The following is a 13,259-nucleotide window of genomic DNA, read 5'->3' on the forward strand; positions in this document are numbered from 1 at the left end:
TTCAAAAATTGCGTAAAAAATCCCGTCCGCACAAAGGCAGACGGGATAAACGGAAAAAGTATCCTTTTTTCGCGCGGTACGGCGGGCTATCCGGCCGTACCGCCCGGTGCGTTTAAAATTCGTTATCTCCGGCCGATTCGTCGTTTTGCCGGCGGTTTTCGCCATCGCGTTCCCGGTCGCGGCCCGCCTGCCGGCTGAGCCGGTAGCTGAACCCGATGAATCCGATCCGGCTCTCCCGTTTGTTGATCGACGTGGAGACGAAGTTGGACCCAAAGCTGGTGTTCTCAAACTGGAGCGTATTGAAAATGTCGCTCACCCGCAGGTTGATCGTCCCGCGTCCTTTCAATACATCCTGTTTCAGCCCAAAGTCCACGTTGAAAAAGCCCTGAATCGTGCCCTGCGCCACGATGAACGGCGACCGGTAATTGACCGCAACCTGCAGATCCGTGCCTTTCCGGGGACTCATGTTGGACGTAATCCGGGTGGTCCAGCTCCGGTTGGTCCGTGTCAGGATGTCCGGCACGCCCGGCAGCGCCTGAATGGTCCGCTGGAAAAACGAGAAGTTGCCGTTGACCTTCCACCATTTTAGAATGTCCTGATTCAGCACCAGTTCGAGGCCGTAGTTCTGCGACCGGTTGAGGTTCAGGAACGTCTGTTCCGTGACGCCGTCGGAGCGCAGAGTCCGGAAACGGGTCACTTCGTTGTTGGTCTGCCGGTAAAACAGGGACGACGTCAGCGACGTATTCTTGCCCGTCCAGAGGTGGCTCAGTTCAAACGAATTGATCAGCTCTGGATTCAGATTCGGGTTGCCAAACGAGATGTTCAGCGGGTCGGCCAGGTCGATAAACGGATTCAAGGACCGCACCGAGGGCCGGTTGATGCGGCGGGTGTAATTGACCTGCAATTTCTGACTCTGGCTCAGGTTGTAATTGACAAAAGCGCTCGGAAACAGGTAGATATAGTCCCGGTTGCTTTGCTGGCTGGTCGTCCGCTGGTCGGTCCGGATGCCGGTATATTCCGTCCGCAGGCCCACCTGATAGCTGAAGCGTTTGAGTTCATTTCCAAAATTGACGTACGCGGCGCTCGTCCATTCGTCGTAGATAAAATTGTTGGAAATCGTGTCGTTGCGAACGGGCTGGGTACCGACAATATTCTCGAAAACGTAATCCGTTCCGAGATGGCGATAGGTGTGTTTCAGGCCCGTTTCCAGCCGCTTTTTGCCTTTCAGCGGCTCCACAAAATCGAGCTGCAAAACCCCGACCCGGTTGTCCCGCGCGTTTCGGGCCTGCTGCCGCCCCACGCGCAGGTTGCCGGTCTGCAGTTCGACCGGGAGCGTGGTGGTGTTCTGAAAATTCTGGCTTTCGGTGGCGTTATTCGTGGAAAGGGTCGCGTCGAAGGTCAGTTCCCGGCCTTTTTTGGCAAAGCTGCGGCGGTAGCCAAAGGCGTAATCCAGGCCCCGTTCGGGTTCGCGTTCCTCCGTGGTGCGCAGCGTCCGGCCCAGCGAAAGCCGCTCGCCGGTCAGCGTATTGAAGTTTTCCACTTCCGTATCATAGCTGTATTCGGGCCGGTACAGCACCGAAGCCGTGATGTTGTCGCGGGAGGTCAGGCTATAATCGAACCCGACCCGCAGGTTGTTGTTCACGCTCCGCCGGATGGCATCGTTCCGCTGGCTCAGGAAGCTCGTGGAGTCGTCGAACAGGTTCCGGCGCTCCGAAATCCGGTAGTTGAACCGCCGTTCGGCCCGGAAATTATAACTGCCAAACAGGTTCAGTTTGTTGAACCGGGCGTTGAGATTGACCGAGGCGTTGTACTTGTCGCGCGTGCCGACGTTGACCTGCACGTTGCCGTTGAAGCCCGCGGCGCGTTCTTTTTTCAGAATAATGTTGATGATCCCGCCTGCCCCGTCGGCATCGAAGCGGGAAGACGGGTTGGTAATGACTTCAATCCGTTCGATGTTGGAAGCCGGAATCTGCTCCAGAATCGCCTGCCGGTCGAGTCCCGTCAGCCCGGACGGCTTGCCGTCGACCAGCACAATGACGTTGGTACTGCCACGCAGGTTCAGCGTTCCGTCCACATCGACGGTCACCGAGGGCACGTTCTGGAGAATATCAATCGCCGTTCCGCCCGTGGCAATGGGCAGGCGGTCTACGTTCACAATTTTCCGGTCGAGCGAATATTCATACGCTTCGCGCTGGCCCTGCACGGTCACTTCCTGCAACTGCCGGGCGGTTTCCGACATCAGGACTTCGCCCAGATTGACCTCCGGTTGTTCCGGACTGACCACCACGCGGGGAATGCGCCGGTCGGCAAAGCCCAGCGACTGAATGATGAGATAATAGGCGCCCGGAGCCACGTTCTGCAACTGAAAAGCCCCTTTTTCGTCGGTCAGCGCCCCGGAGGCGGAAGTAGAATCCGCCGCCCGGAACAGGCCCACGCTGGCAAATTCAACGGGCTGGTTGCTGCCGTTGCGGGGCGCGACGAGCCGCCCGCGAATGCGTCCGCTGCCCGGCTGACCGCCGACCTGACGTTCCGTGGCCGTCGGCGCAGGTGTCGTGGCAGCCGGTTGCGGGCCGGGGGCGGGCTGGGCCGTGCGGACCGTATCCGGCCGGTCGGCCGTGTTAAACTGGGTCGTATCGGGGCGGGTTGGCGCGACCGGACGGGTGGTGTCGGGCGCGACGCCAATGGCTTCCAGTACGCCCGCGGAGGGCTGCTGCGCCCGTACCGGGATGCTGAGTAAACAGGCTAATACGCAAAGAATCAGTATGGATAGCTTTTGTGTCATATTGAAATGTCGTCTACCTGGTATAATACCAAATGGGCGAAAAGGTTTAAACAAAAAGCCCGTCAGCAGCGGGGCTGACGGGCTTCGAAGCGAATCGTTTCAACCGGAAAGCCGCTTAAACTTCCCGGCAGCGTATTTTTCAGGCGACTGCTTCTTCGACCTGAACGAGGTTATTTTTCATCAGGTATTCGGCGATCTGCACGGCGTTGGTGGCGGCGCCCTTACGCAGGTTATCAGCTACGATCCAGAGGTTCAGCGTTTTCGGCTGGCTCTCGTCGCGGCGGATACGGCCTACGAAGGTTTCGTCCTTGCCGTGAGCCGTCAGCGGCATCGGGTAGACGAAGTTTTTCGGATCGTCCTGCACCACCACGCCTTCGGCCTGCGACAGGATAGCGCGCACTTCGTCGAGGTCGAATTCGTTTTCAAACTCGATGTTGACGGCTTCCGAGTGGCCACCGATGGTCGGGATGCGGACGGTCGTAGCGGTCACGGCGATGCTGTCGTCGCCCATGATTTTCTTCGTCTCGTTCGTCATCTTCATTTCCTCTTTCGTGTAACCGTTGTCGAGGAATACGTCGATATGCGGCAGCACGTTGAGGTCGATCGGGTGCGGGTACACTTTAGCGGCCTCTTTGTCGCCCGCGCGCTCGGCAAACAGCTGGTCCACGGCGGCTTTGCCCGTGCCCGTCACCGACTGGTAGGTCGAAACCACCACGCGCTTGACGCCGTATTTCTGGTGCAGCGGAGCCAGCACCACCACCATCTGAATGGTCGAACAGTTCGGGTTGGCGATGATTTTGTCTTCCGGCGTCAGCGTATTGGCGTTGATTTCGGGCACAACCAGCTTCTTGGTCGGGTCCATGCGCCAGGCGGAGGAGTTGTCCACGACCGTAATGCCGGCCGCCGCGAATTCCGGAGCCAGCTTCAGCGAGGTGCCGCCGCCTGCCGAGAAAATTGCAATAGCCGGTTTAGCTTTGATGGCGTCCTCGAAGCTCACGACCGTAACCTGTTTACCCTTAAACGTAACCTGTTTACCCACCGAACGCTCTGAAGCGACAGGAATCAGTTCCGTTACGGGGAAGTTACGCTCTTCCAACACCTTCATGATTTCGCCACCGACGAGGCCGGTTGCGCCAACTACGGCAATTTTCATTCTTGCATAAAATTTTGACTGTTAAACAAATCGGGTCCGAAACCCGGCGCAAAAATACGGGAAAGCGGGGGATTAATTACCTAATTTTTTGGAAAACTGTAGAATTGCCCCGGCGTCACGCATCCGTCCAATCGGATGTCTCCCTCGTACACGTCGTCGATTTTCGCCACTGGCTCAAACAGCGACAAGCCCATTTTAACGCAATCCGGCCGGCACTGGTCCAGAAACCGGTCGTAATAGCCGCCGCCATAGCCCACCCGGTGGCCGCGCTGGTCGAAAGCGAGCAGGGGAACGAGGACGAGAGAGATTAATGAATAATGTATAATGAATAATGAATTGTCTGGAGGCTCGGGGATGCCGTAGGGGTTGGGGATAAAAGGCGTATCGGGGAAAATTTCGTAGTGGGTGAGCGTGCCGTCCTGCGGGTTGGTAACCGAGGCGGCGATCCGCACGCCCGGCATTTGCCAGAGTCGGCGGACAATCGGCCAGGTGTTCACTTCCTTTTGCTTTTCAATTGGCAAAAAGGTGTGTACGACGGGGTTTGTGAAGTTCTGCCCGGTGAACCAGCGGAAGAAACTCTGCTCAATCGCGTTGCAGCGGGCCTGCCGGTCGGCTTCGGGCAGGTCGCGGCGGCGCTGGCGGTAAAGGCGGCGGAGGTCGGACTTGGTCATGTGTTTCTCGCAGATTCTCGCAGATTTTTGACGCAGATTCTCGCAGATTTTTTCTGCGTCGCAGCAGCGAACCGAACATCTCCGAATTAAATCTGCGAGAATTTGCGAGAAATAAACCTATTCACACAAAATCAGCATCCGATAATCCAGCGGATCGAAGGCCGATTTGAGTTTGCTGATAAATTCCGGGTCGTTGAGGTGGTAATTCAGGAAGTTTTCGCTCCGGTCCTGCGGGCCGCCGGGAAAAAGCTTCGTTTTCAGCCCCATCAATTGATTGACGACGGTATCGTGATTGCGCTCCTCGGCTTTTTTCAGGCGTTTTTCGAGGTTTTCAATGGCGTTCAACAATTTTGTCTTCTCGGCATTGACGGCGCCTTCCAGCGATTTGTCCACCCGAACAGCTTTCGCCAGAATGTCGGTGAAACAATCCTCAAAACACTTCTTTTCCGTATCCAGATCGAGCGAATTCTCCGTAATGCGTTCAATGTACGAGCGCCGCAGCTTGACCTCGTCCTGAAACAGTTCGTCGGCGGCCACGCCCAGCTTCTCCATCCGCTTCCGGCTGGCGGCGTTGATGTACATCGCAAAGTTGCGGGGAATCAGCATCGGGAACGGCAGGCTATAATGGTCGAAAACGCCCTTCAACTGCATCCAGTACGGCACTTCCGACGGACCGCCGATGTAGGCCAGATTGGGCAGGACCACCTCCTGATACACCGGCCGAAGCACCACGTTCGGACTCAGCCGCTCGGGATGTTCCTGCAACAGCTTTTCCATTTCTTCGGGCGAAAAACGCAGGTCCGTGTTCAACACCCGGTAACTGCTGCCTTCTTTTACAATCCGCTCGCGCAGGTTGGTATCGAGGTAAAACAGATTCAGTTCGCGGGGCGTCACGGGCGGGCGGTAACCCATTTTTTCCAGCGCCTGGTTCGTTTGCTGAACCAGCGTACCGCTCGACAGGCTCCGCAGTTCGTCCTGCATGACGGGCACAAACAGCCGCTTCAGCTCCGTATCGTCCGCATCCAGACACACCAGGCCGTCGGCACCAAAAAGTTCATTGACGTAGTACCGGACCGCATCCGCGAGCGTGTTGTGCGTCAGGTACGCCTTTTCGAAAAGTTCGACTTTTTCGGGAAGCTGGGTCAGCAGGTCTTCGAGTTCGGCAGGGTTGAACCGGCCCACGGCACCCTGCTGGGCGAACGTCCAGGAATACGTTTTTCCGAACAGATTGAAATGATTGATCTCGGCGGCGTCGTGGTCTTCGGTGGCCATCCAGTAAACCGGCACAAACCGGTACTCCGGATAAGCCTCGTTCAGCTTTTTCGCCAAGTTGACCGTTGAAATCAGTTTGTAGATGACGTACAGCGGGCCGGTGAAGATGTTGAGCTGGTGGCCCGTCGTGACCGTAAAGGTGTTGGGTTGGGCCAGGACCGAGAAATCGGGTTTGTTAGCAATTCCGGCGTACTGGCGCTGGAGCACCTGCACCAGCGTCTGCCGGTTTTCCTCGCTGAAAGGCCGGGTCTTTACCGCTTCGGCAAACGCATCAAGAGTGGGAAACTGACCGTAGAAGGGCTTTAAGGAAGGCTTCTGTTCGAGATAATCGAGGAACAAGGATGAAAACTGACCGGTGGCAGCAAGCGATAGGTACTGACAGTCCATGAAGCGGGTGTTTTGTTGAGGGGGCAACATCAAAAAAGGCGGCATGGTTCACGCCGCCTTTTTTGATAACAGGGCTTTAGCCGCACTTTGAATACCCGCAATTCTTACATTTCAGGCAGCCTTCTTCGTAGATAAGGCCGTCCGGATCGCTGCATTCGGGGCAACGGCGGGAGGCAGCCCCCGGCCGGGTATCATTCGGCACGTAGCGTTTCAGGGCCCGCGCGACGCCGTTTTTCCAGGTGTTGATATGGTCGTCGTACAGGCTCAGGTTGTTCACCAGTTCGACCACATCGCCCAGCGGCATGCCGTGGCGCAGAATGCCCGACAGCAGCTTGGCGTAGTTCCAGAACTCCTTGTTGAACGAACGGGAAAGCCCCTCGATGGTGATTCGGTAGCCATCGCGGTCGAGATACTGGAAGTCATAGCGGGATGCGCCGTCGTGGCTCTTGTTTTTGATGACCCAGCCCCGCTCCACCCAGAGCGGCAGGTTGAAAGCGTCTTCCATTTTGCCGGTAAAAACCTCGTAGGGCTTGCCGTCGATGAGGCCGATCACGGCCAGCCATTTTTCGTAGTCGTTATTGAACCGAATCACCTCCGCTTCCAGCTTTTTGGGCCGTTTCGGGGCCGAGGTTTCCTGAATCGCCACCACCGGCTTTGGTTTCGGTTCTTCTTTCTTCTCTTTCTCGCTTTCCGCCGCCACCAGCACGCCACTGCGCGACCCGTCGCGGTAGACCGTAATACCTTTCAGGCCTTGTTTCCACGATTCGACGTAGATTTCGCCCACTTTCTCCACCGGCACATCGTTGGGCAGGTTAATGGTCGAGCTGATCGAGTGCGTGGTGTATTTCTGCACGAGCGCCTGAATCTCCACGCGCCGAATCCAGTCGATTTCGGGAGCCGTGGCTCCGAAGTACGGGCTTTCTTCCTGCTTCGTCCTGCCCGTCTGGTCCATCCAGACCTTCAGTTTAGGATGGTAAACGTCGAATTCTTCCCAGGCATCGCCCATATCGTCCACAAAAGTCGCTTTGGACTTATCCGCCCGGGCGTTCAGCTTGCGTCGGCGGCGATACGAAAGCAGAAAGACCGGCTCCAGGCCCGACGAGGTCTGCGCCAGCAGGCTGAGCGTGCCCGTCGGGGCGACGGTACTCAGCGAAATGTTACGGCGGCCGTGCTTCATCATCCGTTCGTACACCGCCGGAACCTCTTTCTGCATCATCTGCACAAACTCCGACGTATTTTCGATCTCGGGATTAAATCCGGCAAACGACCCGCGCGTGACGGCCATGTCCACCGAGCTGTCGAACTCGCCCTGCAATTTGGTCCGCATGATTTCCTCGATGACGGGCAGCGCCTTGTCGCCGTCGAATTTCAGGCCCAGCGCCGCCAGCGCATCGGCCAGCGCCGTGAAGCCCAGGCCCGTGCGGCGGCCGCGTTTGCCGGTTTCGTACAGCAGTTTCCAGGTATTGATTTCCACCTGCTTGATTTCGTCCGGCTCCGGGTCGGCTTCCACCTTGGCCAGAATGCGTTCGATGGCTTCCAGTTCGAGGTCTACCAGATCGTCCATAAGCCGCTGTGATTCGTAGGTGATGCGGTAGAGCTTGTCGAAATTGAATTTTGCTTTCGGGGTAAACGGGTTGTCAATAAAGCTGTAGAGGTTGATCGCAATCAGGCGGCAGCTGTCTCCGCCCTGCATCGCGATTTCCGAACACGGATTGGTTGAGCTGTTGCGGAATTCGGGGTAAACAGAGGAAGTTGAGTAGTGATGCTGGCGATCCCAGAAAATCAGACCCGGCTCGGCCGTGTTATGGGCGCAGCGGATAATGGTCTGCCACAGTTCACGCGCTTTGACGGTTTTTGTGCTTTTCGGCTCCGGGCTGTCGATGGGCCAGCGGTGGGTGTAATCCGTATCCTCCACGACGGCCTTCATGAATTCGTCGGACAGGCGGACGGAGATGTTCGCGCCGGTCACTTTCTTCAAATCCTGCTTGATGGTGATAAAATCCTCAACGTCCGGATGGGCAATGTCCATCGTGAGCATCAGGGCGCCCCGGCGGCCGTTCTGCGCCACTTCGCGGGTGGTGTTGGAGAAGCGCTCCATAAACGAAACGGCCCCCGTGGTGGTGCCCGCCGCGTTGGAAACGGCCATGTTTTTGGGCCGCAGGTTCGACATATCGACGCCCACGCCGCAGCGCCTTTTGAAGAGCTGCGCCATCTGCTGGTCGGTCAGGAAAATACCGCCGTAGGAGTCGTAGGTAGGCGGAATGACCACGCAGTTGGACAGCGAAGCAATCATCGTCGGGTTGCCGAGCGCCGCCATGACGCTGCCCTGTGGAATAACGTACTTAAACTTCTGAAACAGTTCGTAGATCGCGTCCTCGTCCAGTTTTTCGCGTACCTGTCCGTAAGCCGAAAGAGTTTTGTCGGCCTTCGCCTCGTCATTATACCTGTCTTCGATCCGGGCGAACTCGCGGGCCATGCGGCGGTGCATGTCCTCGGGAGTCCGTTCCTGAAACGTGCCGTCCTGGTTGCGGATGGCGTATTTGTGCATCCAGGTCGTAGCGGCCAGTTCGTCGCCGCTGAAGTACTCCAGACAGGCTTCCAGCACATCGGGATAAGCAAAACTTTCGGTTGCGGGTGGCGCGATTGTTTCCATTTTTTCGAAAAAATTTGAGGCGGCAACTTAAATTTTTTCGAATTTATTTTCAAAAAATTAGCCTATCCGTTTACTCGATTTTAGAAAAAAGCGTACGGATAACGCAGATTGGGCGAATTCACACAGATAAGTTCTCCGTGTAAATCCGCCCAATCTGCGTTGTTTGCGGGTATTCGTCGCCGTTACTGCGCGACCACCTCGCCGAACAGGTCAAACTCATGCGCCTCGGTGATTTTTACCAGCGCAAAATCGCCCTGCCGGACATAGGTGCTATCGGCTTTTACCAGCACTTCGTTGTCTACTTCCGGGGAATCGGCTTCGGTACGGCCGATAAAATAGCCGCCTTCCTTCCGGTCGAACAGCACTTTGTAAAAATGGCCGACTTTTTCCTGGTTCAGTTCGTAGGAAATGCCCTGCTGCAGCCCCATGATTTCGTCGGCCCGCTCCTGCTTCACGTCGGCCGGAACATCGTCCTCCAAGCTAAACGAGTGCGTGTTTTCTTCGTGCGAGTAGGTAAACACGCCCAGCCGGTCGAAACGCATCCGTTCCACGAAGTCGTACGTTTCGTCGAACTGTTCCTCGGTTTCGCCGGGGTGACCGACGATGAGCGTCGTCCGCAGGGTGATGTTGGGTACTTTTTCGCGAATCGAGTGAATCAGGGCTTCGGTTTTTTCCCGCGTGATGCCCCGGCGCATGAGTTGAAGCTGGGCGGTCGAGCCGGTTTGCAGGGGCATGTCGAGGTAGTTGCAGATGTTCGGCCGCTCGTTCATCGCGTCGAGCACATCCATCGGGAAGCCCGACGGGTAGGCGTATTGCAGGCGAATCCAGTCGATGCCTTCCACGTCCGAGAGACGGCGCATCAGGTCGGCGAGGTTCCGCTTTTTGTACAAATCCAGGCCGTAGTACGTCAGGTCCTGCGCAATCAGGATCAGCTCTTTCGTCCCGCGCCGGGCCAGCGACTGCGCTTCCTTCACCAGTTCGTCCATCGGGCGCGACACGTGCCCGCCGCGCATGAGCGGAATGGCGCAGAACGAACAGGGGCGGTCGCAGCCCTCGGCAATTTTCAGGTAGGCGAAGTGGGCGGGCGTCGTCAGCAGGCGTTCCCCGACGAGTTCGTGCTTGTAATCGGCCTTCAGCGTTTTGAGCAGGCGGGGTAGTTCATTGGTGCCAAACCAGGCATCGACGGTCGGAATTTCAACCTCCAGTTCGTCCTTGTAGCGGTGCGACAGGCAGCCCGTCACGTAGACCTTATCCACCACACCGGCCTCTTTGGCGTCCACGTAGCGGAGAATGGTGTTGACGGATTCTTCCTTGGCGTTGTCGATAAAGCCGCAGGTATTGATGACGACGATATTGGCATCGTCCTTTTTCGACTCGTGCGTCACGTTCATGCCGTTGCCCTTCAGTTGCGTATACAGCACCTCCGAATCCACGAGGTTTTTCGAACAGCCGAGCGTGACGATGTTAATTTTATTGGTACGTAATCCTTTCGTTTTCATCCTGTAAAGCGGGGCGTCGCCCCGCTTAAATTTTTTGAAGCGATAGCGTTCACCTATTCAAATCCGAACGCTCAATTTTTCCGCAAAGTTCGGAAAAGTACAAATGGGGATGAAATTAAACTGGCTTAATCCAGGGGATTTTCTGAAGCAATACCGATCTAAAATACGGCCGCGTACGAGATTTCCACTTTGGCGGTTGATTTGCGGCCTTTTTCGATTTTGACGGGGAAAATATGGTTCTCTCCGTCGAACTCATTGGCATACAACCCCTTTTCTTCTTTCACAAAAACCGAATACGAGCCGGCGGGCAGACTGACGCAGAACCTGCCGTCCTTTCCGGATTTGACCGTTTTGATGAGCTTTGACGCCACCTCCGTGTAGAAGCCCTCGTCGTTGGCCTTTACCTGGTTCATTCCCGTCAGTTCATAGATCAGCACTTCGCGGGCTACGGGCTGGCCTTTCGGCTGCGGCCGGTCGACCGTAGGCATGTTGTTGCCGGATTTGAACAGTACCGTGCCGCAGAGGCCCTGGAACGGCGTTTTGGTGGTTGCCATCTTTTTGGCTTTGGTTACCGGTTTTTTCTGGGCAGTGGCCAAAAAACTGATGCCCAGCACGAGCATCAGCAAGATCAGCCAGGCAGACAGATTGCAGGCCCAGCGAGTGTGGCAGGTTCTAGGCATATTTTTCTTTAATAAACGAAGAGAAGTCCTCAACCATATGCAGGGCAGCGTCAATCATTAGGAAACTCGGAAGCCCTTGCAATCCGGGCTAGTGACATTTCTACCTCTGACTTACGTTGATACTCTGTAAAGGTTTCACTCAAAAAGGGTTTTGCCATCTTTTCGTACTTCCCGATAAAAAGGCTTTCTTGAAGAAAATAGATGTTCGTAGGCTACAGGTATGGCCGAAACATGAATACTACGCACCGTTGACAAGTCATTCATCTGGGGGGCTGAGCTGATGAATTTCTCTTGGAGTCGAGACTTCACTATCTTTCAATACAATTAGATAATCAATATCCGACTCCTCGTCGAAATCCCCGCGCGCATAGGACCCGAAGAGGACAATTTTCGCCAGACGGTCGCCGTAGTGCCGTTTCATGATGGCAATGACCTCCCGGTTGATTTCCTCCAGATTCACCATGACCGCCCGCGTCTGTTGTCTCTCGTCTTTCCTCTTTTGTCTATAAAATCATTTCTTAAAAAACGAATCCACAAACTCCGCCTTGTTGAACGTCTGCAGGTCCTCGATTTTCTCGCCTACGCCGATGTAGCGCACCGGAATTCTGAATTCATCCGAAATCCCGATCACCACGCCGCCTTTCGCCGTTCCGTCCAGTTTGGTAATCGCCAGGGCCGTCACGTCCGTCGCCTTCGTGAATTCGCGGGCCTGAATCACGGCGTTCTGACCCGTGGAGCCATCAAGCACCAGAAGCACCTCGTTCGGCGCATCGGCAATGACTTTCTGCATCACGCGCTTGATCTTCGACAGCTCGTTCATCAGGTTGACTTTGGTGTGCAGACGACCGGCGGTATCGATGATCACCACGTCCGCATCGGTTTCCACCGCTTTTTTCACCGCGTCGTAGGCCACGGCCGAGGGGTCGGTGTTCATGCCGTGTTCGATGACGGGGACGCCCACGCGGTCGCCCCACAGCTTGAGCTGGGCCACGGCGGCGGCCCGGAACGTGTCGCCCGCGCCGAGCACGACTTTCTTGCCCCGTTTGTGAAACTGGGCCGCCAGCTTGCCGATGGTAGTCGTTTTGCCAACCCCGTTGACGCCGACCACCATGATCACGTACGGCTTTTTACCGGCGGGCAGCGTAAATTCGTCCGTGACGTCCTCCGACTTGTTTTCGGACAGCAGCCCGGCGATTTCCTCGCGCAGAATCCGGTCGAGTTCGTCCGTGCCGACGTATTTATCCCGCGCCACGCGGTCCTCAATCCGTTTGATAATTTTAACGGTGGTTTCCACCCCGACGTCGGAGCTGATGAGCACTTCTTCGAGTTCGTCGAGTACTTCCTCATCCACTTTCGACTTTCCGACCACGGCGCGGCTCAGCTTGGAGAAGAAGCTTTCCTTCGTTTTCTCCAGCCCTTTATCGAGCGATTCCTTTTTTTCTTTCGAGAAGAAATCAAATAATCCCATTTCCTTAGACGATAGATGATAGACAAGAGAGTAGAGACAAGAGACAAGAGACAAGAAACAGGTCGCAGGAGGGATGCTGTATTTTCATCTCTTGCCTTTTGTTTCCTGTCTTTTCTCTATTGTCTGTTCTCTTTCGTCTCTTCCGAACAAATATAAAAACAAAAAAGTCCCTCATCGGGACTTTCACGCAGTGTCATACCAGAAAGGCTGAATGATTAACCTTTCAGAGCGTTCTGAACTTCTTCCAGGGGCACCATTTCCTCCTTGAAGGTGTACGCGCCCGTTTTGTCAGACTTAACGGCTTTGATGATCTTCGCGAAGTTCTTGCCGCTGCCTTCTTTCTTCAGGGTTGCAACTACTTTCTTTGCCATGATTTGAAGTGGTCAGTGGTCAGTCGTCAGTGGTCAGACCAAAAAGGTTGGGGGCCACGACACCTTAACCAGGTGATTACTTAATTTCTTTGTGTACGGTTACTTTCCGCAGATACGGATTGAACTTCTTAAGTTCGATCCGGCTAGGAGTGTTCTTACGGTTCTTGGTCGTGATATAACGAGACATGCCCGGTACGCCTGAATCCTTTTGCTCAGTGCACTCCAGAATGACCTGAATTCTATTGCCTTTCTTCGCCATTGCTGTACGTATTTTCTCAAATAGGAACGCAAAGGTAGTGAAAAGCCGTTGTTATCACAAAAAA

Annotated in this window: 11 protein-coding genes; all 11 read right to left on the reverse strand. The window is 55.5% G+C overall.

Annotated elements, in window-relative coordinates:
- Window positions 1-112: 112 nt before the first annotated feature.
- A complete protein-coding gene (locus ORG26_RS10920) occupies window positions 113-2,782 on the reverse strand; it encodes a TonB-dependent receptor domain-containing protein (RefSeq protein WP_266369098.1) in 2,670 nt (889 codons plus the stop codon).
- 139 nt (window positions 2,783-2,921) lie between these two features.
- Complete coding sequence (locus ORG26_RS10925; protein ID WP_266369099.1) at window positions 2,922-3,935, reverse strand: aspartate-semialdehyde dehydrogenase; 1,014 nt, start codon at window positions 3,933-3,935, stop codon at window positions 2,922-2,924.
- Between the two features lie 80 nt (window positions 3,936-4,015).
- Entirely contained in the window at window positions 4,016-4,606 is a 591-nt protein-coding gene (locus ORG26_RS10930; RefSeq protein WP_266369100.1) for a 5-formyltetrahydrofolate cyclo-ligase, read from the reverse strand.
- 117 nt (window positions 4,607-4,723) lie between these two features.
- Window positions 4,724-6,265: a bacillithiol biosynthesis cysteine-adding enzyme BshC gene (gene bshC, locus ORG26_RS10935; protein WP_266369101.1), complete on the reverse strand. Its 1,542-nt coding sequence runs from the start codon at window positions 6,263-6,265 to the stop codon at window positions 4,724-4,726.
- 76 nt (window positions 6,266-6,341) lie between these two features.
- The gene (locus ORG26_RS10940) at window positions 6,342-8,918 is read right to left on the reverse strand and encodes an adenosylcobalamin-dependent ribonucleoside-diphosphate reductase (protein WP_266369103.1); all 2,577 of its coding nucleotides are present in this window, start codon (window positions 8,916-8,918) and stop codon (window positions 6,342-6,344) included.
- Window positions 8,919-9,100: 182 nt separating this feature from the next.
- The gene (gene rimO / locus ORG26_RS10945; protein WP_266369105.1) at window positions 9,101-10,417 is read right to left on the reverse strand and encodes a 30S ribosomal protein S12 methylthiotransferase RimO; all 1,317 of its coding nucleotides are present in this window, start codon (window positions 10,415-10,417) and stop codon (window positions 9,101-9,103) included.
- 158 nt (window positions 10,418-10,575) lie between these two features.
- The gene (locus ORG26_RS10950) at window positions 10,576-11,097 is read right to left on the reverse strand and encodes a hypothetical protein (protein ID WP_266369107.1); all 522 of its coding nucleotides are present in this window, start codon (window positions 11,095-11,097) and stop codon (window positions 10,576-10,578) included.
- Window positions 11,098-11,353: 256 nt separating this feature from the next.
- Window positions 11,354-11,560 carry a nucleotidyltransferase domain-containing protein gene (locus tag ORG26_RS10955; protein ID WP_266369108.1) on the reverse strand — a complete coding sequence of 69 codons (207 nt, stop codon included), beginning with the start codon at window positions 11,558-11,560 and terminating at the stop codon, window positions 11,354-11,356.
- A 48-nt stretch (window positions 11,561-11,608) separates the two neighbouring features.
- On the reverse strand, window positions 11,609-12,565 hold the full coding sequence (gene ftsY / locus ORG26_RS10960; protein ID WP_266369109.1) for a signal recognition particle-docking protein FtsY: 957 nt from the start codon (window positions 12,563-12,565) through the stop codon (window positions 11,609-11,611).
- A 215-nt stretch (window positions 12,566-12,780) separates the two neighbouring features.
- On the reverse strand, window positions 12,781-12,936 hold the full coding sequence (locus ORG26_RS10965; RefSeq protein ID WP_266369111.1) for a DUF4295 domain-containing protein: 156 nt from the start codon (window positions 12,934-12,936) through the stop codon (window positions 12,781-12,783).
- A 76-nt stretch (window positions 12,937-13,012) separates the two neighbouring features.
- Window positions 13,013-13,195, reverse strand: a complete 183-nt coding sequence (rpmG, locus tag ORG26_RS23575) for a 50S ribosomal protein L33 (protein ID WP_266369112.1) — start codon at window positions 13,193-13,195, stop codon at window positions 13,013-13,015.
- Window positions 13,196-13,259: the final 64 nt, after the last annotated feature.

Origin of the sequence: Tellurirhabdus rosea (genome assembly GCF_026278345.1) — a bacterium.
GTDB classification, from domain to species: Bacteria; Bacteroidota; Bacteroidia; order Cytophagales; family Spirosomataceae; genus Tellurirhabdus; species Tellurirhabdus rosea.